This is a genomic window from Bacteroides sp. Ga6A2, assembly GCF_000702225.1.
In the GTDB taxonomy this organism is placed as follows: domain Bacteria; phylum Bacteroidota; class Bacteroidia; order Bacteroidales; family Bacteroidaceae; genus Ga6A1.
Window position 1 is genome coordinate 73,615 of the sequence record NZ_KL370872.1, and the last position, 24,487, is coordinate 98,101.

Below are 24,487 nucleotides of genomic sequence, written 5' to 3' on the forward strand. Positions count from 1 at the left end.
GTAGGAAGAAGGTAGGAAGAAGGTAGGAAGAAGGTAGGAAGAAGGTAGAAGGAAGATAGATTCAAGATACGTCCAAGGTGCGGTAAGGCTGTTAAGATAAGCATACAATCCGTTGTTTGTATGAATTTTATCCCGAGCCGGCGTAATAATAATAGATGTTTGCCGCCGGTGCTATTGTGAAACTCGAATAAAGTTATTATTTTTGCAACTTGTAAAAAAGTAACGATAAGAGTATGAATATCAAATGGTCTGGACTGAAGAAGGCTCTGCCGTCTCCGGCTTTTCTGAAGAATAAATATGTAATAACGATATTTATCTTCCTTCTGTGGATTGGCATCGTCGATTCGAACAGCCTGTGGCAGAGAGCCAAGATGCAGTCGGAAAAATCGGAACTCGAAGAGCGTATTGCCGAGTGCAAGAAGGCGATAAAGCACGACAGCGACTGCCTCGACCGTCTGCAAAACGACTCGTCGGAGATTAGGCGTATTGCCCGCGAACGCTATTTCATGAAGGCGGACAATGAGGATATTTATATTCTGGAATAAAAAGTAATTATGAATAAATTGAAAGATTGGCAGGTAATGATGATGTCTGCCGGAATGATTCTTGTGTTGATAGGTGTAGGATGCTATTTCTTTCATCAATGGGCTGCCTATGTTGTTTATGGAGTGGGAGTTCTGATGTTCGTACCTATGCAGTTGATGCAGCGTTACGAAGGCAGCAACTTCATTCTCCGCCGCCTTCGCCGTATGCAGATTATCAGCGATGTGCTCTTTCTCCTTACCGGAATGCTGATGTACCTTAACGGCAAGTTCATTCTTAACATGTATATCCGCAACGAGTGGATGCTTGCCCTTACCGTTGCCACAATACTTCAACTCTACACGGCCTTCCGTATTCCTGCCGAACTTGACAAGGATAAGTAAGCCTTAGAGATGCTTGTCGATGTGCTTCTTGAACCGCTTGAAGTAGAGGTAGCCTGCAATCGACAGTCCGAAAGGAAATCCCCACCATATACCGCACGCTCCGCCGTCCATTGCGATGCCGAACGTGTAACTTAGCGGAATGCTTATCACACCGTAGGCAATGAACGAGTATTTCAGAAGTTTCTTTACGTCGCCGATGCCGCGAAGGGCATTGACGAAGCACGTCTGAATGCCGTCGCCAACCTGATAGAACACCAGCGGAAGAACCATCGACACAACCGTTGCCGAGATGCGCGCAAGTGCCTCGGGGTCGCTGTCGGATATGAACAGGGACGTGATGTGATGGCGCATCATGAACACGGCAGATGTGCTTATTATTCCCACCGCCAGAATCATGTGATATCCGGCGTATGCCGAATCCTTTATGCTCTGCCAGTTGTTCTGCCCGTAATGGTTGCTTACGCGGATTGATACCGCCGTTCCGATGCCGAGGTAGAACATATAGATGAACGATGCAAGCTGCACGGTTACCTGATGCGAAGAGAGAGCCGTCGTCGCGTCCCACGAAACGCCGCCCTTGCCAAGCAGCAGCGTAACGCCCGAGAAGGCCGCCAGTTCCACCACAATCTGTAGGGCTATAGGCCAGCCTATGTTGTTCTGTCGTTTCATCTCGGCAAGGCTGATTTTTGCATTTTTCCACTCGGCGCGATACTTGGCAAAACGCTTGTTGTATGCAAAGTTCACTATGTATATTGCAAGCATCAGCACACGGCTTGTTGATGTAGCCCATGCCGCGCCGTCTATTCCCATCTCGCTGAATCCGAACTTACCGAAAATAAGCAGATAGTTGAACACTATGTTCCACAGGTTGCCCACGAGGACAATCCACATCGTTGTGCGTGTGTCGTTTATGCTGTCCATAAACGATTTCATGCCTGTGCAGCCGCTCATTACAAGCAGCGACGGCAGCAGAATGATGTAGTAGTTCTGCATGAGCGGCAGCAGAGAGCCGTCGAGCCCCATGTACGGCAGAAGCAGATAGATGCCTGCCATGAGCGAGCACACAAAGAGACCTTGAAGCATGTCGGCAAGGAGCGACGACTTCAGGGCAACGGTAATTTCGTGCGTCTTCTGCTGGCCGTACAGGCTTCCGATAATAGGGACGGCAGCCATGCAGAAGCCCATGCTCAGAAGCTGGGCGAGCATCAGCAACGAGTTTACGAATCCGGCGGCGGCAAGTTCCGAGGCCGAGTGCTGACCGAGCATGAGCGTGTCTGCCATGCTTTGCAGAACCATGCCGAGTTGCGCTATCGTTATCGGAATTCCAAGTTTCAGCAGGCTTTTGTATTCGCGTTTGTAGTATGATAATTTCATTTTTGTCTCTGTCTTATTCTGAAAAGTCTGCAAATATAGTGAATTTTTATGAGAAAAGTCTGACATTCTTGGAAATTGAAAGAGGGGATTGTAATTAGGAATTCATAATTCAAAATTCATAATTGATAGAGCTTTTTGAGTTTTACCGGACAGCAATAATTAAAAACAGAAGCACTAAACAAAAAGGGTCTACAAACATTAATAATCAACGATAGTCTGCTCGTTAACGCAAAATAGGCTTGTAATATGTCTATATTAATTGGATTTTTACAAAAAAAACAGAAATTTTACCTAAAGATAGCATTTTTACTAATGAAAAATGCTAAAAAAGAGAAAAAACAACTATCTTTGTAATGTCTTTGATGTGCCGAAATGAAATCGGCTATTAACATCTTAGACTCTTTTGTATTATAGGCGTACTGATGCGCTTGATTTTACGACTTGAGAGAACTCTCAAAAATCAATGATGCGAGAGCCTCTTATTTTTGTGGATTAGGTGATTGGTTAGGCTTCGCGCCTACTATGTGATGAAGAATTTCGAAGTAAAGAGAGGCTATTGAGGAGCCAATAGTCATTGAAAGAACAGGTATGATGAAAGAACTGTTTTCTGTAACTTATAGGTTTAACCTCAGTGGATTATTCTGCTGGTATTTTGTATGTACATACGTTACGTGAGCATTTTTATCTAATCTAAAAGAAAAACAAATACATTTTCCAAAAATATATCTGTTTATGGATTAATTTTGCAAGAAGTTTAATAAAAATGTTAATTGATTCGAAGATATAATGTTATGGCAAGATTTAGAATCACGACCAAACAGATGAAAAACTGTAATGGCGTTCGCATTGAACCTGGAATGACAGTTGAAGTAGTAACACAGAGTATGAGCAATCCTGTTTCAACCAACGGTGGACAGGTTGTTGCTGACGCTTTCATGCGTGTCTATGGCATAGATATAAAGAAGTGTGGAGCGTTGAGTATGGTGTACTTAAATGTTGAACAATTATAATATTTTTATGTGGCCAATAATACCAATCATTTTATGGGTTCTTGCTGGTGGTGCAGCAGGAGCTCTAGTTAAAGAATTCTTATCAAAGAAAACTTTAATTACTGGACCACTTTCGTCTGGTAAAACAACTTTTCTACAATATATAGCAAAAGAAAAGATTCCTGACGGACCATCTGGTGCACCAAGAAAATACGAAGTTGAAAATAATGCCATGTTTGATGAAGTAACAGATTTTAGTGGTGCAGAAGCGTGGCTTAAATCAAAGTTTAATGATTATATTAAAGAACATGATTACATATTATTTTTCTTTGATATTTCTGAATATATTAAAGATACAAAATATAGGGCTGACTCGAATGCACGAATCGATATGATTCATCGAAACTCAACGTCATCTCAGAAAGTTCTTATTGTTGGAACACATGTTGATAAATTACATGGCAATTACCAAGCAGAAATCGAAAAGTTTTTTGCAGGGAAGCCATACCAAAGTGTTCTAAATCGAGTAGTCTACATTGATACTACAAAAAAAGAATGTGTGGAAACCATAATTAATGAACTAAATAAATAATTATGAATACTTGTTTATTTGTCCAGTGGAAAACTTGTTTATTTGTCCAGTGGAAAAAACCTACTGATGCTAGTAGGTATGTCATAGATGGAATTCCTTCGGAATATTCAGGAACAGAACTACAAGATAAAATAATGAAGATACTGGCGGATGTGCCAAAATTCCACGAAGTTTGTAGCCGTAAAGACAGAGATGATCTTTCTCCTAGTTTTAGATGTAGCTATCGCAAATTAAAATCCTCAGTACTTCATTCCATAGAAGGAAATTTTGAAGATCTTGATTTCGCTGGTAGAAAAATGGTATACATTTTTATAACCTACGAAAATGATCCTGAGAAAGCTGTTAATTTGCTTAATGAGTATTCTGAAATGCTTGGTGTTCATCCACATCAACAAGATCTGATAGAAATAAAGAAACAAGGTTTCAAAAAAAAAAGTTTCTGCAAACAAATAACTTTTAAACAAATAATAATATGGATAGTAATTGCAATAATCATCTTGATCCTGTCATATATGTTGCTGAATCTTCAGAGCAAGCAATAAATTACAAGTGGGATTCTGGAACAAAAGGATTAAACAAAAATGTAAAAGTTTTAGAACCTGAAGAAATAAAAAAATTAGGCGAAGGTAAGAAACATTTCGAACTTCCATATGATTTAACTCCTGGTGAAATATTGGTTAGACATCCATATAACCAAGGTTATATTACAGCTACAGATGCAGAAGATGAATACCTTATGGCATCAGCTGAAGGCATTTTTCTGGTTGCTAGGTGTCTTGGCGCTACAAAAATCACTTATAAAAAGTGCAATATCGCAGAATATAGACGTGAAGTAGATAGCGATAACCATCTTCGTTATAAAGGTACAGGTATTCGTTTAGATGTAAAGAACACGCTTGGACAAAATCTATTAAACAAAATAACAATGACGCGAGAATTTCCAAAACAAGTGTTTACGGTTGAACAGTTTAATAATGCGAAATTACTTGCAGAAGAACGAGGGTTAATAATGTCAAGAGATATTCGTAGTCTACTTGACGCTAGAGATCCAGAATTAGGGGCTCCTATGTCACGTCAGACGATTAATGTCGAGATTTCATCATCTTTAAACAAAGTAATGGATATTGCATTTACGCTTAACACGGTTCCTTTCTTCAATATCAATTCTAACACTAGAATTGCAACCGAAAAAAAATACGAGTTGAATATTGAGTGGGACATAATTTTCTGATGAGTATTTAAATAGTTGCCCCTTAATGAGGACGCAAATGTTTGTTATATAATAAATATACTGCAAATCAGTTTGATAAATCTGCAAGTTTTTGTATCTTTATGATATTAAACTTGCAGATTTTTATGTATAATCGTAGTCAAAAAGCACCATCATTGTTCAGCAATCTGATATGTTGAATCAACAGCATCCATTATACCTTTAATTCTGCTGGATTTTACCGTTCTTTGTCCTTTTCTATCAGACCTTTAATCTTTCTCAAGGCATTCTTTTGCAGCTTGAAGCTGAAGATGACCACGGCAACGAATGCCACGACTCCCACTCCGGCGGCAACATCCTCCGAAACGCCTTCTGATGCCATCAGAATTCCGTCGTAAACGCCGTGTGCAAATACCGGCGCAGCAATCGTCATTATGCTGTTGCGGAATCTGTTTATTCCGAAGTGACTGAGTGAGTAGTAATAGCCCATCAGCACGGCAAAGGCATAGTGTCCCGGAACGGCGAGAAGGGCGCGCATGATGCCCACAATCTGCCAGTCTTCGGAATCGAAGAGATACAAGATGTTCTCGAAGGCGGCAAAGCCGAGTCCCACGCTCACGGCGTATGTTATGCCGTCGAAATACTCGTCGAATGCCTTGTTGTGGCGCACCACAATCCATAGGGCAATAAGCTTGAATGTCTCTTCGGGAATGGCAGCCACGAAAAAGGCGTTAACCACTCCGCCAATAACCGAGTGCGACTCACCGTCGGCAAAAAGAATTGTTGCTATAATCTCCTCGACCAATGCCACGGGAATGCAGATGGCTATTCCCCAGAACACGGCTTTCAGAAGTTTGCCGATAGGCTCGCGCTGAGGGTCGCGCCAGTTGATGTATAGCCACAGCACGAGGGCTGGCAAAATTCCGGTAATCAGAATACTAATCATGTTTGCTTATGTAAAAATGTTGTATTTTTCGGCTGCAAAAATAATAAAAAGTGGTGGCGGTGGCAATTTTGTTGTCGGAATTGTGCATTTTTTGGATATTGTTGCAGCGGTTTAGAAAGAATTGTTGTATTTTCGCAAGCGGACTTTGTTTTGTCCTAAATCTTTGATTCACGCAAAACATCTATAATTCTAAATAATTCAGAAAAATATGACACCACTAATTGTGATTGGAATTGTTGCCCTGTTAGTGCTTTTCTATTTCGTAAGCACGCAGAGAGCATTGGTTAGTAACGACGAGATGTGCAAGAACGCACTCAGCCAGATTGAGGTTCAGCTAAATTCACGCTGGGACGCCCTGCTTGCCTTGGCAAAGATGGCTGCACAGTACTCAAAGCACGAGTCTGAGACACTTATAAATGTTATCCAGCAGCGCAGAGGCGAGAAGGTCGATTCAGCCTCTCTTATCGATGAGCAGCAGAGTGCCATGCAGCAGGTTGTTGGCAGACTCCTTGCCATTGGCGAGGCCTATCCCGACCTGAAGGCAGCCGACCTATACAAAGAGGCTATGGGCGGCGTAGACAAGTACGAGGAGCACGTCCGCATGTCGCGTATGATATACAACGATACGGCAACGAAGATGAACCGCTTGGTTCGCCAGTGGCCTTCTTCTATCGTGGCATCTATGCTGCACTTTACCGAGAAAGATTATCTTACAGTTGACGATGCAAGGAAAAAAGCTTATCCCGACTTAGATGAGGCATTCAATAAGTAAGGCTGTAGCCCTGACTCTTCTGCTTGCCGTACTTTCGCCCCTGAATGTTCTGGCAAGCGATGTGAAGAATCTCGAAATAAGCGTTGTTCTCTATCGCAACGGAGATGCTTATGTCGAAGAACGATGGGATATCGACCTTGACGACAGCGATGCCAAGAGCGAGTGGTACGTTAAGCACAAGGCTCAGTCGGGCATGAGGATTGAGGACCTTCAGGTTGAGGGCTATATCCCCGGTAAAAATGGCCTTCAGAAGTTCGAAACGCTTGGCTCGTGGGACGTTGATGCCAGCCGCGACGAAAAGGCAGGAAAGTGCGGAATAAATAACGGCGATGAAATCTGCTGGGGATTTGGCGACTATGGCAGACACCAGTATGTCGTGAGTTATATCCTCACAAATCTTGTGAAGAGTTACGATACCAACGACGGATTCAACCATTGCTTCGTTGACATGAACTGCGACATCGAGAATGCCTGCGTTACCATCTGGCCCGATGATTCAATCAACATCTCCGAGGCAAACACTCGCCGATGGGCTTTCGGACATCAGGGTCGCATCGAGTTTGGCGACAGTTGCATCGTTGTAACGCCGAGCGAGACCATTGGCAACGGCAAGCGAATAATCGTGATGCTTGAGTTTGACAAAGGCATCTTTGAGCCGGAAATGAAGGGCGACAAGACATGGGCGCAGCGCAAGCAGGAAGCACTCGACGGCAGCGATTATTCCAGCGACGATGAGGACTGGGATTTTTGGGATTATGTTATAGCCGTTGTGTTCGTAGCATTTTGCTTGTTGGCAAGATTCCTTGCAGGTATGTTAGCCAACTTCTTGCTGTACGTTCTGTGGGGAATACTTGTGGCGTTGTGGTGGATTGTCTCGCTTGCTCCGCTCAGACTGTACTATCGCCGTAAGCGGATAGGCATAGCCAAAGGCAGATATTACCGCGATGTCAACCCTGAATGGTCGCTCGTCGAGAACCGAAGTCTGATAAACAAACTTTCGTATTTCTTCAACATGAACGAGGAGAATCTTCTCGGCGCAATCATCCTCCGCCTTATCTCGCGCGGCGATATTTCCATCGTGAAAGAAAACTGGAAGGGCAAGCTTACCGACATGATGAAGATTGAACGTCCGGTAAAGAGCGTCAGCAAGGAACTTGAGGGCGATGACAAAATATGTGAGCGCGTTCTGCGGATGCTTACGCAGGCATCGGGTAGCGACCTCATTCTTCAGCCAAGAGAGTTCGAAAAATGGGGGAAGAACCACTACGGAATGATAAAGGAAGTGGTTGATGCTCTGCAAGTAGATGCCGAAGACGATTACATCAACAAGAACGGAGCCGATGTGTTTGGACTGAAGGCCTTCCTCGAAGATTTCTCTCTGCTTAACGAGCGAGGAATAATGGAGGTGAAACTTTGGGACAACTATATGATTTATGCCCAGTTCTTCGGCATTGCCGACAAGGTTAGGGCAGAGATGAAGAAACTCAATCCTGAGTATCTGGATATGTCTAACCTTGCCAAGAATCTCGAACTTGCCGATGCCGGATTTACCGATGTGTGGACGGATGTTATACACACAGGTGTTACGAGCGCGATAGATGCGCATGACAAGAAGACATCGTCTTCGGGACACAGCAGCTGGTCGTCGATAGGCGGCGGTGGCGGCTGTAGCGGCGGTGGCGGTGGCGGCGGAAGATGATTCCGTCACAATAGGATATGAAATAAAGAAACTCCTGCATTTCTTCTCGGATTTGCAGGAGTTTTTTTGTACTTTTTGTCATTTTTTTATATCTTCGCATAGTTTTAGCTATTATGTAACCTTTTTTCAGATGATGATAAGAAAAATGTGTGTGGGCGCGTTGCTCATAGCAGCCGCCATATCGGTAAATGCACAAACCGACAACAGCCAGCGTTTGTGGTACAATAAGCCGGCATCGTGCTGGCTCGAGGCTCTGCCGTTGGGCAACAGCCGTATGGGAGCTATGGTCTATGGTGGAACGGACGTAGAGCGGATTCAGCTTAACGAAGAGACTTTCTGGAGCGGCGGTCCGCACAATAACAACAGCAGCCAGAGCATCTATTACCTTAACGAGGTGCGAAACCTAATTTTCGAAGGCAAGGAAAAACAGGCTGAAGACCTAATAAACCGCGAGTTTATAAAAGGTCCTCACGGAATGAGATTCCTTACTCTCGGCAGTCTGAAACTCGATTTCGGAACAAAGGGCGAGGCGCAGCACTACACTCGCGAACTGAACCTGAAAAACGCGACAAACACCACTTCTTTCACTATAGACGGCGTTAAGTACACGCGAACAACATTTGCCTCGCTTGCCGACGGTATTGTGGTTATGCACATAAAGGCGAGCAAGAAGGGCGCGCTAAGTTTCGCGCTCGGTCATGAGTGTCAGCTCGCATCTACCGCCGAGGCTAAGGACGGCTCGCTGCTTATTTCGGTAAAGGGCGTAGACCAAGAGGGCATAAAGGCGGCTCTGACGGCTAAATGCCGTGTCGATGCTAAGTCCGACGGAAAGATAAGCGAATCGGGCAACAGTCTGAAGGTCGAAAATGCGACAGAGGCAACATTGTTCATCTGTGCGGCAACGAATTTCGTTAATTACAAGGATGTTAGCGGAGATGCCGACAAGAAGAACGACGAACTTCTCTCGGCTGCCGAGAAGATGAATTACAACTTGCTTCTGAAGCGTCACGTCGCAAAATATCAGAACCAGTACAACAGAGTAAAACTTACTCTCGGCGAAGAGCCCGCAACCAATGCCGCCCTGCCAACCAACGAGCGACTTGCAAACTATTACAAGGCGGTAGAACAGAAGCATGTTGCAGGCGAGGGCAGAGGCTCGCTCTGTGCGCTGCTCTTCAACTACGGAAGATACCTGCTCATCTCATCATCGCAGACAGGCGGTCAGGCAGCCAATCTGCAGGGCGTTTGGAACGACAAGACCAACGCTCCGTGGGATTCGAAATACACAATCAACATAAATACCGAGATGAACTATTGGCCAGCCGAGGTGTGCGGACTTACCGAGAGCGTTGAACCGCTGTTCTCGCTCATCTCCGACCTCAGCGTTACCGGCGCAGAGACAGCCCGAAAGATGTACGGCTGCGGCGGATGGATGGCTCATCATAATACCGATATCTGGCGCATTGCCGGTCCGGTAGACGGCGCATTCTGGGGTATGTTCCCTAACGGCGGAGGATGGCTTTCTACCCACATCTGGAAGCATTATCTCTACACTCTCGACTCCGATTTCCTTCGCAAATATTATCCTATTTTGAAGGGTGCTGCCGATTTCTACCTCGACTTTATGGTTGAGCGCGACGGCGAACTTCTGGTTGTTCCGTCGGTTTCGCCAGAACACGGCGGAGTGGGTAAGCAGTCGCCCGTAACTGCCGGCTGCACAATGGATAACCAGATTGCTACCGATGTGCTTGAGCAGGCTCTGCGCGCGGCTAAGGTGCTGGGCGAGGATGAGGCTTACTGCAAGAATTTGAAGAAGGCTCTTAGCAAGATTCCTAAGATGAAGGTGGGACAGTACGGACAGCTTCAGGAGTGGCGCGAGGATATTGACGACCCTAAGGACGAGCACCGCCACATCTCGCATCTGTACGGCTTGTATCCGTCGTCGCAGATAAGTCCGTTCGAGACTTACAAACTGTGGAAGGCGGCTGGCGTAACGCTCGAGCAGCGCGGCGATCAGGCAACAGGCTGGAGTCTTGGCTGGAAGATAAACTTCTGGGCACGAATGCTCGACGGAAACCATGCCTACAAGATTCTTCGCAATATGCTCCGACTTCTGCCAAACGAAGGCAAGGAGCGTGAATATCCCGACGGACGCACGTTCCCGAATATGTTCGATGCGCATCCGCCATTCCAGATTGACGGCAACTTTGGTGCTACGGCAGGCATAGCCGAGATGCTTCTGCAATGCAACGACGAGTTTGTTCACATTCTGCCTGCGCTGCCCGATGCTTGGGGCGACGGCAGCGTGAAGGGCTTGAGAGCGCAGGGCGGACTGATTGTAGACATTGACTGGCACAAGGGCAAACTGTCGAAGGCTACGATAACAAATACCGTAATGCCGGGCGAGCCTCGCACCATATTCGTACGCTCGCCAAAGAAACTTTCGGGCTTCGAAATGTCGGCTTACGACGAGGAACTGAAGGTTTACACCTACAAGGTTACTTTCAGCAAATCGGTTGTATTGAAATAAGTTCCTTTGAAATCTGTGCGACTTCTGAAAAACGTGTCGCACAGATTTCAATCTTTTATATTGATACCTAATTTTGAATAGTCTAAATGTCAGAAAATGAAGAAAATAATAACAGCATTGCTAATCCTTTGCGTCTCTGCCGGAGCAGGCGCACAGACCTCGCCAAACGGCAAAATAAAGGCTACAGCCAAGGGCGATTCGATAAAAATATCGTATCGCGACGGCGGAAAATGGCAGCAAATCTGCTCTGCCGAGGTAAAGGGCATCTCTGGCTTGACGAGAAAATCAAACGTAAACGAAAAATATCAGATGCTTCTTGGCAAAAGGCAGATGTGCCAAGCCAAAGGCGTTGAATATCAGTATTCTCTCGCATCGGGCGGTAGCCTGATTCTGCGAGTATACAACGACGGCGTGGCGTTCAGACTGATGAGCCGTGCCAGCATGGACTTCAACGGAGAGCAGCCCGTTGCCGTAAGTTTTGCATCGGCAACAAACAACTGGCTTCAGAAATGGGTTGACAGTTACGAGGAGTTTTTTCCGAAGAACAGACTGACGAAGAAGGGCGACCGATGGGCTTTTCCGTCGCTGTTCGAGTACGGCAACGGAGTTTTCGCGCTCCTTACCGAGGCCGATGTTCACAAGGACAACGCGGCATCTTGCCTATATAGTACCGACAAGAAGGGCGAGTTCACCATTGTTACCGACGAGAACGTGAACATTCCGAAGATGAGCACTTGGAAGACCGTCATCATTGGAAACCTTGCCGATGTGGTTGAATCGACCCTCGTAACAACGCTTTCTGAGCCTTGCAGAATAGACGATACTTCGTGGATTGAACCGGGTGTGGCTGCGTGGGTATATTGGGCTTATAATCACGGTTCTAACGATTTCAACATCATCAAAAAATATACCGACATGGCAAAGGTACTAAAACTTCCTTACGTCTTGATTGATGCTGAGTGGGACGAGTTCAAGGATGGAAAATCGGTAGAAGATGCGGTTAGATATGCCACAGACAACGGAGTGAAGCCGATAATATGGTACAACTCGTCGGTTGGATGGATAAACGGCGCGCCGGGACCGAAGTTCAGACTGAACAATCCCGACGACCGCGAGAAGGAGTTTGCGTGGTGCGAGAAAATCGGTGTCAAGGGCGTGAAAATAGACTTCTTTTCGGGCGACAACAATCTGAACATGAAGTATATGATAGAACTTCTCGAAAGCGCGGCAAAGTATCATCTGCTCGTGAATTTCCACGGCGCAACGCTTCCGCGAGGCTGGCAGCGAACTTATCCGAACCTTGTGAGCACCGAGGGTGTTTACGGAGCAGAATGGTACAACAACGTGCCTACGTTTACCGACAAGGCGGCTGCCCACAACGCCACTCTGCCTTTTACCCGAAACGTTGTCGGCTCGATGGACTACACGCCTTGCGCCTTCACCGACTCGCAGCATCCGCACATCACAACCCACGCTCACGAGCTGGCTCTGACTGCGCTCTATGAATCAGGTATTCAGCATCTTGCCGACCGCCCCGAGAGTTTCCTTGCACAGCCTGCCGAGGTAAAGAACTATCTGTCTGAACTGCCAACGGCATGGGACGAGACAAGACTTCTTGCCGGCTATCCGGGCGAATATGTTGTCATGGCGCGCCGAAAGGGTAGCACTTGGTATATTGCCGGAATAAACGGCACGGACAAGGATTTTTCGGCTAAGTTCAGCACCAAGAATCTCGAAAAGTTAGGACGCGACGTGACTGTTTTTGCCGACGGAAATCCGTGGAACATCACGAAAGGCCAGTCTCTTCCAAATGAAATAGAAATGAAGCCGCGCGGTGGCTTTGTTATAGTTGTGAAATAAGATAATGAAGATAAATATCGAAAAATCAATCTCTTACGCTTGTGTTGCGCTCATCGTGCTCGAGGCGCTGATGCTTTGCGTATGGCAGACCGATTTGCTGTTTGCTGCGCAAGACTTCACGGTGTGGCACTCAACAGCCGAGCACTTTGACAAGTGCGTTGCCCAGCCGCTTGGTCTGGTGCTGTGGCTTTCGGCGTTTCTTACGCAGTTTTTCTACTATCCGTACCTCGGCATTGCAATAATGCTCGCCATGTGGCTGATGTCATATTTCGGCATTGCTTACGGCTTCAGAGTGCCGGTGCGTCTGCGTCCGCTGATTGTCGTGCCCGTCGTGTGCATTCAGGTTTCGATAACACAAGTAGGCTATTGGATTTACACGCTCCAGCTAAGCGGCTATTGGTTCTTCGGAACTGTTCTGCTGCTGTGGATTGCGGCTTTCTCGGCTTCTGTCAGAAAGGTGGGCGAGATAGAAAACGTCTTCTTCCGCTGGACGATGATTGCCGTCATTTCGGTGGCGTGGATTCTGATGCTCACACCGTTCAACGGAATGCTGCACTTCAATCTGTTCGAGGGCGGTCCGTCATCTATGCTTATGCCGCTCTATATCGGCATCCTCGTCGTGGCGGTTCTTGCCTTTTCGCGCTTCGTTGCTAAGTCCGATAAAATCGCGCTTGGTGTGAGTGTTGCGGCAGTCGTTGCGGCGCTAAATTGGGGCTTTCTGATGAACTATCACAACCCATGTTTCCGTGCCGAACTAAGAATGGCAACTTATGTTGAAAAGGCTGAGTGGCAGAAGATTATCGATACCGAACTGGAGATAGACCGCACCACAACAAGACAGATGCAGTTGCTTCGCGATGCTGCCATAATATGCCAGCACGCTCCTTCGGATTCTATTCTGCTGAATCCGAACGACGGCTATCGCCCGCAGATGATAACAAATCCGCCGGTACATATGGCGTATACTGGCGGTGACGTGGTTTACTATGCCTTCGGAATGTCAAACTATTCGTACCGATGGAGTTTCGAGAATGCCGTAGAATTCGGTTTCTCGCCACGACGGTTGCGAATGTTGTTGCGCTGTGCCATGCTTAACGGCGAGTGGGATTTGTGCCGCCGATACATTGCCCGATTGCGCACAACGATGTTCCATTCGGCTTTTGCCGATGAAATGAACGCGCTCGTTGGTCATCCCGAAGCGATTGCGGCTTATCCCGAATTTCGTGATGTAAAGAGATGGCAGGCTCAGCGCGACATACTCACATCAGACAACGGCTATCCAGAGAAGTTAATAATAAGATACTTACCAGCAACAAGAAAAGTCCAATGGAATTTCAGAACTTCAGAAGCGCTGCACACTTATTAGTCTGTGCGCTCATAATAGGGGCTTGCACGTCGCTGCCTCGCGTTCCCGAAAACTGTCAGGTTACGGGCGAGGACGCTCGCATCTGGCCCGACTATACAGGCGTTACCGTTCCTTCGAACATTGCGCCTCTGAATTTTGTCGTGAAAGATGCCGACGAGTGCGTAGCGCGATTCTCGCACGGCGGAAAAACGATGGAGTGTGGCGGAAATGGTCAGATAGAAATAGACATAGACGAATGGCGAAAGATGCTTTCCGAAGCCGCCGGCGACAGCATAAAGGTTCAGGTCTTTGCATCTTCTGGCGGCGAGTGGAAGGGCTACAAGCCGTTCTGTGTTCATGTTGCAAAAGAGCAGATAGACAGTTTTGTAGCGTACCGCCAGATTCCGCCGTCGTATGTGATGTACGACCAGATGCGAATTGTTCAGCGCGACCTCACGTCGTTTGCCGAATACGAAGTCTACAACAACAAGTGGAGAGAGGTTCGGGGGCAGTCGCATTGCGTAAACTGCCATTCGTTCCAGAATTATCACACGGCAAAGATGCAGATGCACGTCCGCGAGGGCTTTGGCGGCACGCTCATTGCCGAAGATGGCGCGGTTAGAAAGATAAACCTCAAGCGCGAGGGCAATCCGATGGGCGGCGCATATCCGGCATGGAATCCTAAGTTCGATGTCATAGCATATTCGTCTAATCTCACGATGCAGAATTTCTTCACCGCCAACATCGCCAAAATAGAGGTGCAGGACAGCAAGAGCGACCTTGTTCTGTACGACGTAAAGAAAGACAATGTTATAAGGATTACCGATACGCCTTTCGACCTCGAAGTGTTCCCGACGTGGAGTCCCGACGGGCGATGGCTCTATTATAGCGTTGCAGCCGTCAAGGACACGGCGCGCATTGAGTTCGTAAAGCAGTACGACAAAATAAGATACAACATCTACCGCCGCCGTTTTTCGCCCGATTCTCTTTCGCTTGGCGAGCCCGAGCCAGTTCTGATGGCATCGGCTGACAGCCTCAGCGCAACGCTTCCGCGCATCAGTCCCGACGGCAAGTGGCTGCTGACAGGGCAAGCACCATACGGTGTGTTCCATATCTGGCATCCCGAGGCTGATTTGTTCCTTACGAATCTGGCAACGGGCGAGACTCATGCGCTTGCAGAAGCCAATTCGGATAGGGCAGAGAGTTTTCACAACTGGTCGTCTAACGGAAGGTGGATTGTCTTTACGAGCCGCCGCGGCGACGGCAACTTTACCCGTCTGTACATGGCTTATATTGATGCCGATGGAAATGCGCGCAAGGCTTTCGAACTGCCGCAGAAGAATCCGCTTGCCGAACTCGAATCGATTTGGAGTTACAACATTCCAGAATTTACAGTCGAGAAGGTGCGCATATCAAGAAAGGCTTTTGCTGATGCGGTTGTGGGGACAATTGATAATTGACAATTTTTTAGTTGAGAAAGTTGAAAATTGCCTCTTGGGGGTGGGGGCGAGACATAAAAAAGGGGCGCAAACTCATGCGAGGTTGCGCCCTTTGTATTTGTTAAATTAAGAAATCGTTATTTTGCAAGGTTTTGCTGCTCGCTGAACAGCTTTGCATCTTCCTGATATTTCTTTACCAGTTTGTGCTGCTTAAACGCATCAGGGGCAGTTGTCAGAATATCCTCAATCTGCGGAGTCATAACAGGGTACTGCATGTTGCTCAGAAGCATCACGAATACGCCCACGCCAAGTGCATCGTTGTAGTGGCTCTTGATGAACGATGTTGTAAGCACGTCTTCTTTTGCCGAAACCTTCTGCATCTCTGCCATCAGACGCTGGTTTATAGTCTGCTCGTCAACGCCGTTAACTGTCATCTCGTACTCCATCTTCTGTATGTCTCTAAGCTGATTCTGAAGCGAGTCGCGGCTCTTGAAGAACTTATAAAGCGTCTCGTTCAGTTCCGTTCCTCCCCAAACAAGGTCTTCAGCCTTCAGGTCAACGCTGATTTCACCCTCTTCCAGAACTATAGGTATTACTATGTCCTCGCCGATAAACAGGTTTGCCATAGTGGCGGAATCAATCTGTCCCTTCACGGTAAACTTGCCGTGCGCCATTGTACCGGTTGCCACGGTAGCAAGCGAATCATCCTTGATAACCTTAACGGAGATTTTCTTTCCGTCAAGTTCAGATATGGCAGACGAACCCTCAATCTTGTACTTTTTTGCACAAGAGGCGAGCATCAGTACTGCCGCTAAAATCATTAAAAATTTGTGCATATATAAATTATTAGTATTTGTTTCTACTGCAAAAATAATATCCATTTTGGATAAATTGTAAATAAATTCATACTTATTGCAAGAATAACAGAAAATTTAAGTTTTTTTTATATTTTTGCGCCAAATATTTATAACAAGATGTAATGAGAAAGGTTATTTTATCAATTTTTGCGTTGGCGATGACACTCTGTGCCAAGGCCGACGAAGGTATGTGGATGCTCCAGCTGATGAAGGAGCAGCATGTAATTGACCAGATGAAGAAATGCGGACTGCGCATTGAGGCTGATGACGTGTATAGCACTACCAAGCCTTCGCTGAAGGATTGTGTGGGCATCTTCGGAGGAGGATGTACCGGCGAGGTCGTTTCTGCCGACGGACTGGTACTTACTAACCATCATTGTGGATTCGACGCCATACAGGGTGTCAGCACCGACGAGCACAACTATCTGAAGAACGGATACTGGGCTAAGTCAAGAAGCGAGGAACTGGCAACAAAGAACCTCGCCTTCACTTTCATCGTAGATATTACCGATGTTACTGAAGAGGTAGAGAACGAACTGAAGGAGATGAAGGACAAGAAGTCAGCCTCTGGCATCATGACGGCTTCGCAGCTCAGAGCCTTCGCACAGAAGAAACTGGCAGCAAGCAAGTATTCGGGCAAGGCTGGCTACAGAGCCGAGTGTCTTCCGTTCTTTGCCGGAAACAGTTACTATCTGTTCATAAAGAAGATATATAAAGACGTGCGCCTTGTCGGAACGCCTCCACAATGCGTTGGCAAGTTCGGCGGTGAGACTGATAACTGGATGTGGCCTCGCCATACCTGCGACTTCTCTATGTTCCGCATCTATGCCGACAAGAACGGCGAGCCTGCCGACTTCAGCACAGACAACGTTCCGCTAAAGTGCCCAAAGCATCTTGCCATCTCCCTAAAGGAACTTAACGAGGGCGACTATGCCATGGTTATGGGCTTCCCGGGCAGTACCGAGCGTTATCTTACAGCAAGCGAGATTAAGGTGAGAATGGATAGCGAGAACACTCCGCGAATCATTATCCGTACCGAGCGCCAGCGTGTGCTAAAGGAGGCTATGCAGGCCGACCCAAGCATCGCCCTGAAGTATGCCAGCAAGTACGCTCACAGCGCAAACTACTGGAAGAATGCCATCGGCATGAACAAGGCTATCGTAGACAATAAGGTTATCGAGGGCAAACTTGAGCAGGAGAAGGCTTTCGCTACCTTTGCCGAGAAGGCTGGAAACAGCGAGTACGAGACTGTTGTAAGCCTCATCGATGCTCTGATGAAGGATTACGGTCCATTCTATCGCGAACTGATGCTTTTTGTCGAGTTCCGCCGTGCCATCGAGTTTAAGGTGGATGATGTTTCGCTCTTCTCTGCATACGCCGACAAGAAGGGAACAGACGAGGGCAAGGCTCTCGAGAAGAAAATACGCGGTCTGTACGACATGATTCACAACAAGGACTACGACCACAAGGTCGATGCTGATGTCCTAAAGGCTCTTCTGCCGCTCTATGCAAAGGAGGCAAAGCAACTTCCTACATTCTACAAGGAAGTTATCGAGAAGAACTTCAAGGGCAACTACAACGCCTTTGTTGATGATATGTACAGCAAGTCGATCCTTGCAAGCGAGGCCAACCTTAACAAGTTCCTTGCAAAGCCAAGTGCCAAGGTTGCAAACAACGACCTTATGCTTAAGTTCAGCGCGTCAATGCGCAGTTTCTTGCAAGATAAGTATGCCGATTATTCGAGCTACAGCGACAAGGCTAACCTTCTGCACAAAATCTACGTTCGCGGCTTGTGCAAGATGAACGAGAAGAATCCTGTTTATTCTGATGCCAACTTTACTCTTCGTATGACTTACGGAAACGTGAAGGGCTACAGTCCTAAGGATGCACTCACTTACCGCTATTACACAACTCTCGAAGGTGTTATGCAGAAGGAAGACCCTAACAACGATGAGTTTGAGGTGCCTCAGCGTCTGAAGGACTTGTTCCAGAAGAAGGATTACGGCAGATATGCAAACAAGGACGGCAAACTTGTAACTTGCTTCCTTACAACAAACGATATTACTGGCGGTAACTCTGGTTCGCCTGTAATAAATGCCGACGGTCAACTTATCGGTCTTGCCTTCGACGGCAACTGGGAGAGCCTTAGCGGCGACATTCACTTCGACAACGAGTTGCAGCGTTGCATCTGCGTAGATATCCGCTACGTTCTGTTTATGATAGACAAGTTTGGCGGCTGTCCGCAGATTGTTCAGGAAATGACTATTGCTGAGTGATATCACTTATTTATACAACACTTATTGAAGTCCGGGATTCGTTTCTCGGACTTCTTTTGATTTTGAGAAAGTTGAAAAATTGTTAATTGTTTAATTGAATTGAGAATTCTTCTGACAATTCATAAATGGGGCGGCTGTTCGTCATGCAAAAAAATTTTGGAAGATTCCTTGCTGAAAAATGTCTATGGCAAATAAATATTCCATATTTTTGCAAATGATATCTTTAGTAAAAATCAATATGTTAAACACAGCTAAAAAACTTGGTCTAATTACAACGATAAACTTTCGACAGAGAAATTCAATAAGACATTTTAGCAGCCTGTATATGGTACTCGCTCTCGTGCTGGCATTCGTTATACCTGTGCGCATGGTGGCGCGAGACAACAGTCTTGTGCCGTCGCCTTACAGCCTCTACCTTTCGGACTACGGCAACGGCTCTGCAGAAAAGTATAAAGGCTGGGAGGCTGCAAGCGTAACGACAGATAATCGCGAAATAAGCATCGGCAAGATTAAGCCTCTGTTTGGCAGAGCCGCAATTGCTGCCCAAAATGTAAGCAATGCCTTTATGGAAAACCTTTTGCGCTGGCTTGCCGAAGAGCATATAAGCATGGAAAGGTTTGTAGATCTTGTTCCAAAACGTCGTGCTGAAGACTTGACTAATTTAAAGCTTACAGAAATGAATAAAGAGGAGTTCGATTTGATTACAAGGATTAGAAATCACATTCCTGTTTCTGATATTACAGAAAGAACCGTGATGCAGAAGGTTATACCCAAAAATGCTTTCGAGAATTACACAAAAACAGGTGGTTGGGATGCCAGAGTAGGCGGTTTTATGTCGAGAGCGTGCGACTTAATGCACCTAAGAACAGTTGAGGACTATTGCTACGGATTGGCATTGAATTATAGTGGCTCTCCATATTTTAATGAAGAGCTGACAAAGGTTATTGTCGATGAGATTTATGTCATGAGATACACTTTGGATAATGGTGCTATAAGAAAATTGCGTATTCCGAATACTGCCGATGATTTGCAGAATAATCCTGAGCCTTTTAAAGGTCATGGCTATACTGGTGGAGGCATAAATCCAGAGGGCAAGTATATTCTTGGCGGTCCTGAATTTGTTCCAGAAAAAGGAGGCTTTTTTGAAATGACTGCTGCCGAGATTTATAGAATAGACCAAAACGGCAACGAAACGCTTGTGGCGGTGCTGGAAGAAAATAAAGTAACAAAGAAGAAAGAATTCAAAAAAATAATAGAGAAATAAAAATGAAAATAGATATTCAAGGAACAAAAAAATGTGCCTTTCTAAATGGCATATTATTTAATATCTGGAATTATTCCGATTTTGGGTGGGGATATTATACCCCAAATGCAGAACTGGCAGAATCGTTGGGATTCAAAAAAGAAGATTGCTTTAACGAAAGCAAAACCTATTTCTTACCAATAAAAGACATCGCCCATACAAGAGGCTTTTATTCGTATGTTGGCTGTAAGTATAAAGGCTATAAGTGTTTTGTGCACTCATACGGCAAGAATGAAAAAAAGTTTTGTGTTGCCATTCCCGAAGATTTGGCTTTGACAATGGGCATTGATGGTTATCGATGGGGACATGAAACTCCGAGCATGGATGTCCCTCTTTCCGACCTCGACGAAATCTATCGCTGTCGCGAAAAGCTCGATGATTTCATCTTCGATGTAGACCCAATAAAGCCGATATACAAAGACGGCAAGTGGCTAATAGAGCCAGATGAAAACGGCGTGTACGTTATCTAACCCATACTCAGTTTTGCCGAATTTGCTGCTCGAACAAGTGAAGATGGCAAATTCGGCTGAACGGGGAATGCTGCAAAAGAAATATAAAGATTATACAGCAATATTAAAAGCATTAGGTTTATAATAATGAAAATTCGCAGACAAATCACACATAATTGGGATGAAAACCAAGTTATGATTTTACAGCAGTTAAATATAAAGGCGGAAGTTGGAATCGACAGTTTTAATGTCTACGATTTCAATCTATACAAGAAATTAAAGCCTTTGCTCGAAAAATGGGAGGTAAATCTTGATTTCTTGGGTGTAGACTTTACAAAAAGTGAGAGAATTTCTGCAGAATATTGTATAATTGACCGTTGGAATACATTTGGATATCCAATGCCAGATAATGACTTAGGGTATCTATATAAAACATACGAAACAAAAGACATGTGCCATGTATGTGGTATAGGAACTGTACAACAAGAAGATTTCAGAGTAAAAAAAGTGCCAAAATATCCTATATGGGGATTAGAATGGGTTTTTGATGAACTCTTCATAAGAACAGACCTCTACAAAAAAATATTTGAGCCGTTGGGCATAGAGTGTCGTCCATTGAGAAAGTATAAAGACGATTCCATAATAGATTCTTATGTACAATTGGTAATTCCTGTAATTGAAGAGTCTTTGGATTTGACTTCATACGAACCTGAAATATGTCCAACGTGTGGTGTCACAAAGTATGATCCGAAAGTCCGGGGTTATTATCCACTGCATAAACATCCTCTGCCATACATTTATAAGAGTAAAGAATATTTTGGTGGCGGTTTTTCTGCAAATAGAAAGATTTTTGTTTCTGCATTAGTCCGCGATTTAATGATAGAAAATGGAATTTCAAAATACTACTACTTCGTTCCATGTGCAAAATCAGAAGATTTGGACATCAAGAATCAAGATTTGCTAAAATGGATTTAAGTATTTTCAATGTTTCCTTTCGTTCTGCCGAATTTGCAATTCGGCAGCATCAATAAACGCGAGTTTGCAACTCGCATTGTCGCTCAGCGACAAGAAATTACGCATAAAAGCGGTACTTGTATATTACATTTTTTAGCGGTGGGAATTACAAATTCCCGATTTTATTTTCAGCCAAATTGCAAATTCGGCTGAACGGTGAAAGCGGCATGTTTTGCGTTATGGATTTTTTTAGCTGTGGGAATTCTTGCGTCCCTTCGGTAGCAAGCGAACGGAGTTCGAGTGGCAAATTCCTAGTTTTTCTCTCTGCCAAATTGCAAATTCGGCAGAACTGTAAGAAAGCATGTGCCCATAGTTTGAACAGTAAATTCGGCTTAGTATGGAAAAACTAATCCCACACTAAGCCGAATTCTTATTCTGTTTTATTTGCCAAGCTCCTTTTCTATGCTTTCTTCCATTCCTTGCGGCTCGGTTGTTGGCTCAAAGCGGCATACAACCTTTCCCTCGCGGCTTATCAGAAACTTAGTGAAATTCCATTTTATGTCTGGCTTCGAAGCGTAGTCCTTGTCCGCTTTTGTAAACATCTCGTCAAGAACCTTTGTGAGCTTGTGCTCCGGGGCGAATCCGGCAAAGCCTGCCTGACTCTTTAGCCATTTATATATCGGGTGCTCATTCTCGCCGTTGACTTCTATTTTCGACATTAGCGGAAATGTTACGCCGTGGTTTATGCGGCAGAACTCCTCAATCTGTTCGTCGCTGCCCGGCTCTTGATGTCCGAACTGGTCGCAAGGAAAGCCGATGACTACGAGCCCTTGGTCTTTGTACTTCTGGTAAAGAGCCTCCAGACCGTCGTACTGAGGTGTGAAGCCGCATTTTGAGGCTGTGTTGACTATTAGCAGAACTTTGCCCTTATAGTCGGCGAAGTTTACTTCCTTGCCCTTGTTTGAGAGTGCTTTGAAATCATAAATTGTATTCATATCGCTTGTGTTACTTTTGCACGACAGCAGACATATTGCTGCCATCATGACGGTTAAAAAACGTTTCATCTGTTTTATTTTCCTGTTTGAAGATTCCTTTTGGGCGTTTTGTGTCGACTTCTGCTGCTTTGCATAAAGCAAAGAGAGCCGAGACTCTCCTTGCTGTTTGTTTATGCTGGCTGCCACTTGCATCGCACGGGCGAGACGATTGCGCCTTCTTTCTTCAGTTCGGCGAAAGCCTTGTCCACTTCCTTGCGGTCGGCTCCAAGAGCCTTGGTTACATCGCCAGCCGAAACAGGCTTGCCTGCGTTGCGCATGGCCTGTAATACTTGTTCTTTCATTGTGTATGCAAATTAGAATTTGATTGTCTCGTCCAACTCCATCATCTTGAAGAAGTTGGCTGTAGCATTGGCGAGGTAGTACATCACGCCGTTTTCGCCGTTCTCGCCCAATGCTGGTTTCAACACAGGCATCTTGTCGACAAGAGCCTTGCCTACTTCGGGACGGTTGTCTTCTACAAGGTTGCACTCTATGCGTAGCGTCCTGCCTTTGAATGCGCAGATTTCAGCCTTGTTGTTTGTTGCAATTTGGCGTGTGGCGTTGGTCTTTCCGAATGCCATGATGTAGATTTTTCCTTCGAAAAACAACATCGCTCCGTATGGGCGTACACGCGGCTGGTCGCCATCCATAGTGGCAAGATAGAATGTCTTGGCATCTTCCAAGAAATCGTAGACTTTTTTAACTGATTCCATATTTCTGTTTTTTTATTGAGTTAATTAAAGTTGTGTTACAAGCAATGTTTCGATTGATTTCTTCTTATCCATAATATAAATTATTAAAAAGTTTAGTTTTATTTTGTATGGTGCTAAGATACGGTTTTTATCCGGTAGATGAGCAAACCCAGACGGAACAAAATACGACCGAAACGGAACAATTTAAGATTTTTGTTGTATATTAGCCGCCAGATTGTGCCACAAAGCACCTTAATATATATAATATGTACACTATAAATGAGTTCTGTACGCTTACGGGCGGAGAGGAGATTGGATGCAAAACCGATGGGAACGTGTTGTGTGTTGAGACCGATAAGGAACTTACATTCCGCACCAACCAGACGCAGGGGTTTCTTGCCGCCTACTCGTTTACCATCGTTACGGAAGGGTGGCTAACGCTACAATATAACGGAAAGAGGCTTACTTTGCAAAAGGACCAACTGTACACCTATTCGCCCGGACTGCCGGTAACTATTCTTTCGGCATCCGACGATTATCGTGGCATCTGCCTTATTGCCGACGAAAACTATACATTAGAGATTCCGCAGGTAAGAAAGGCTATCCACTCGTCATATTTCTCGCTGGTGCAACTAAGCGAGCCGCGAATGCAACTTTCGCCCGACGACAGCCGCCGTCTGCAAGAACTTATGCGTCTGGCTATCCAGTACTGTTCGCCGACCCATGCGGCAGTACAGAGCGACAGCCTCAGAATGCTCTATGCGCTTTTCCTTACCGACCTGACGGCAGTTCAGGAGCGCACCATCCGTCAGCATCGTTTTTCAAGGCGTGTAGAAGATGTGTTTCTCGGCTTTCAGCATCTATTGCCGAAACATTTTATGGAGCATCGCGATGTTGGCTTTTATGCCGCCGAGTTGTGTATAAGTCCGCGCTATCTGTCGCGCGTCGTGCATAGTGTGAGCGGACGCACGGTGGTAGATTATGTGAACCGTATGCTTATTGCCGAAGCCGCCTATCTGTTGAGGCTGACTTCTTTGAGCATAACCCAGATAGCCAATCGCCTTGGCTTTGCCGAGGTTACGACTTTTGCCCGTTTCTTCCGCAGAATGAAGGGGATGAATCCGAGGGAGTACAGAAAAATGGGAGATTGAACAAGTACGACTGCTTCGGGATTCGTTCGGGATTTGTGTGCCGGTTAGGCTGATTCCGTAGTATAAGAAGGTAGAAGTAAAAAACAAAG

23 protein-coding genes are annotated in these 24,487 nt (G+C 45.6%); 17 read left to right on the forward strand and 6 right to left on the reverse strand.

Features of this window, described 5'->3' with window-relative positions:
* Positions 1-233: 233 nt before the first annotated feature.
* Positions 234-545 (forward strand): FtsB family cell division protein, encoded by a 312-nt coding sequence (locus T538_RS0114170; RefSeq protein ID WP_051656140.1) that lies wholly within the window; start codon positions 234-236, stop codon positions 543-545.
* A 9-nt stretch (positions 546-554) separates the two neighbouring features.
* Positions 555-926 carry a hypothetical protein gene (locus T538_RS0114175; protein WP_031534765.1) on the forward strand — a complete coding sequence of 124 codons (372 nt, stop codon included), beginning with the start codon at positions 555-557 and terminating at the stop codon, positions 924-926.
* Positions 927-929: 3 nt separating this feature from the next.
* Here the strand turns inward: T538_RS0114175 and T538_RS0114180 are convergent, their stop codons facing one another.
* Complete coding sequence (locus T538_RS0114180) at positions 930-2,300, reverse strand: MATE family efflux transporter (RefSeq protein ID WP_031534767.1); 1,371 nt, start codon at positions 2,298-2,300, stop codon at positions 930-932.
* 791 nt (positions 2,301-3,091) lie between these two features.
* Here T538_RS0114180 and T538_RS0114190 point away from each other — a divergent pair.
* The 4 genes from T538_RS0114190 to T538_RS0114205 are packed head-to-tail and all read left to right on the forward strand — an operon-like array spanning position 3,092 to position 5,112.
* Complete coding sequence (locus T538_RS0114190) at positions 3,092-3,310, forward strand: DUF6140 family protein (RefSeq protein WP_031534769.1); 219 nt, start codon at positions 3,092-3,094, stop codon at positions 3,308-3,310.
* Positions 3,311-3,317: 7 nt separating this feature from the next.
* Positions 3,318-3,881: a GTPase domain-containing protein gene (locus T538_RS0114195; protein ID WP_031541463.1), complete on the forward strand. Its 564-nt coding sequence runs from the start codon at positions 3,318-3,320 to the stop codon at positions 3,879-3,881.
* A 2-nt stretch (positions 3,882-3,883) separates the two neighbouring features.
* A complete protein-coding gene (locus tag T538_RS0114200) occupies positions 3,884-4,423 on the forward strand; it encodes a hypothetical protein (protein WP_031534773.1) in 540 nt (179 codons plus the stop codon).
* On the forward strand, positions 4,354-5,112 hold the full coding sequence (locus T538_RS0114205) for a hypothetical protein (RefSeq protein WP_031534775.1): 759 nt from the start codon (positions 4,354-4,356) through the stop codon (positions 5,110-5,112). The genes T538_RS0114200 and T538_RS0114205 overlap by 70 nt, the downstream gene beginning before the upstream one ends.
* Before the next feature lie 217 nt (positions 5,113-5,329).
* On the opposite strand, the gene T538_RS17875 is transcribed toward T538_RS0114205, so the two are convergent.
* Positions 5,330-6,037 carry a PrsW family intramembrane metalloprotease gene (locus T538_RS17875; protein ID WP_051656141.1) on the reverse strand — a complete coding sequence of 236 codons (708 nt, stop codon included), beginning with the start codon at positions 6,035-6,037 and terminating at the stop codon, positions 5,330-5,332.
* 208 nt (positions 6,038-6,245) lie between these two features.
* Between T538_RS17875 and T538_RS0114220 the strand changes: the two genes are divergently transcribed.
* The 6 genes from T538_RS0114220 to T538_RS0114245 all read left to right on the forward strand — a co-directional run bounded on the left by T538_RS0114220 (position 6,246) and on the right by T538_RS0114245 (position 15,703).
* Positions 6,246-6,809 carry a LemA family protein gene (locus T538_RS0114220; RefSeq protein WP_081835014.1) on the forward strand — a complete coding sequence of 188 codons (564 nt, stop codon included), beginning with the start codon at positions 6,246-6,248 and terminating at the stop codon, positions 6,807-6,809.
* Entirely contained in the window at positions 6,790-8,508 is a 1,719-nt protein-coding gene (locus tag T538_RS0114225; protein WP_031534781.1) for a DUF2207 family protein, read from the forward strand. The genes T538_RS0114220 and T538_RS0114225 overlap by 20 nt, the downstream gene beginning before the upstream one ends.
* Positions 8,509-8,638: 130 nt before the next feature.
* Positions 8,639-11,038, forward strand: coding sequence for a glycoside hydrolase family 95 protein (locus T538_RS0114230; RefSeq protein ID WP_051663837.1), 2,400 nt, complete (start codon positions 8,639-8,641; stop codon positions 11,036-11,038).
* A gap of 96 nt (positions 11,039-11,134) precedes the next feature.
* A complete protein-coding gene (locus T538_RS0114235) occupies positions 11,135-12,898 on the forward strand; it encodes a glycoside hydrolase family 97 protein (RefSeq protein ID WP_031534785.1) in 1,764 nt (587 codons plus the stop codon).
* 4 nt (positions 12,899-12,902) lie between these two features.
* Positions 12,903-14,264, forward strand: a complete 1,362-nt coding sequence (locus T538_RS18690) for a DUF6057 family protein (protein WP_031534787.1) — start codon at positions 12,903-12,905, stop codon at positions 14,262-14,264.
* Entirely contained in the window at positions 14,225-15,703 is a 1,479-nt protein-coding gene (locus T538_RS0114245; RefSeq protein ID WP_051656144.1) for a TolB family protein, read from the forward strand. Before T538_RS18690 ends, T538_RS0114245 begins: the two co-directional genes overlap by 40 nt.
* Positions 15,704-15,819: 116 nt before the next feature.
* Here T538_RS0114245 and T538_RS0114250 read toward each other — a convergent pair whose 3' ends face one another.
* Positions 15,820-16,518, reverse strand: coding sequence for a DUF4369 domain-containing protein (locus tag T538_RS0114250; RefSeq protein WP_197025800.1), 699 nt, complete (start codon positions 16,516-16,518; stop codon positions 15,820-15,822).
* Positions 16,519-16,661: 143 nt separating this feature from the next.
* Between T538_RS0114250 and T538_RS0114255 the strand changes: the two genes are divergently transcribed.
* The 4 genes from T538_RS0114255 (at position 16,662) to T538_RS0114275 (ending at position 21,542) form a co-directional block, all read left to right on the forward strand.
* Entirely contained in the window at positions 16,662-18,815 is a 2,154-nt protein-coding gene (locus T538_RS0114255) for a S46 family peptidase (protein ID WP_031534794.1), read from the forward strand.
* A gap of 325 nt (positions 18,816-19,140) precedes the next feature.
* A complete protein-coding gene (locus T538_RS0114260) occupies positions 19,141-20,079 on the forward strand; it encodes a hypothetical protein (RefSeq protein WP_031534797.1) in 939 nt (312 codons plus the stop codon).
* A gap of 2 nt (positions 20,080-20,081) precedes the next feature.
* Positions 20,082-20,588, forward strand: coding sequence for a hypothetical protein (locus T538_RS0114265; protein ID WP_031534799.1), 507 nt, complete (start codon positions 20,082-20,084; stop codon positions 20,586-20,588).
* Between the two features lie 174 nt (positions 20,589-20,762).
* Complete coding sequence (locus T538_RS0114275; RefSeq protein ID WP_155993252.1) at positions 20,763-21,542, forward strand: hypothetical protein; 780 nt, start codon at positions 20,763-20,765, stop codon at positions 21,540-21,542.
* A gap of 419 nt (positions 21,543-21,961) precedes the next feature.
* On the opposite strand, the gene T538_RS0114280 is transcribed toward T538_RS0114275, so the two are convergent.
* From T538_RS0114280 to T538_RS0114290, 3 genes are all read right to left on the reverse strand, one after another.
* Positions 21,962-22,516 (reverse strand): glutathione peroxidase, encoded by a 555-nt coding sequence (locus T538_RS0114280; RefSeq protein ID WP_031534803.1) that lies wholly within the window; start codon positions 22,514-22,516, stop codon positions 21,962-21,964.
* Positions 22,517-22,686: 170 nt separating this feature from the next.
* Positions 22,687-22,857 (reverse strand): transcriptional regulator, encoded by a 171-nt coding sequence (locus T538_RS0114285; protein WP_031534805.1) that lies wholly within the window; start codon positions 22,855-22,857, stop codon positions 22,687-22,689.
* 12 nt (positions 22,858-22,869) lie between these two features.
* Positions 22,870-23,268 carry a pyridoxamine 5'-phosphate oxidase family protein gene (locus T538_RS0114290; RefSeq protein ID WP_031534807.1) on the reverse strand — a complete coding sequence of 133 codons (399 nt, stop codon included), beginning with the start codon at positions 23,266-23,268 and terminating at the stop codon, positions 22,870-22,872.
* 245 nt (positions 23,269-23,513) lie between these two features.
* On the opposite strand from T538_RS0114290, the gene T538_RS17880 reads away from it, so the two are divergent.
* Positions 23,514-24,398 (forward strand): helix-turn-helix domain-containing protein, encoded by an 885-nt coding sequence (locus tag T538_RS17880; protein ID WP_031534810.1) that lies wholly within the window; start codon positions 23,514-23,516, stop codon positions 24,396-24,398.
* Positions 24,399-24,487 lie beyond the last annotated feature (89 nt).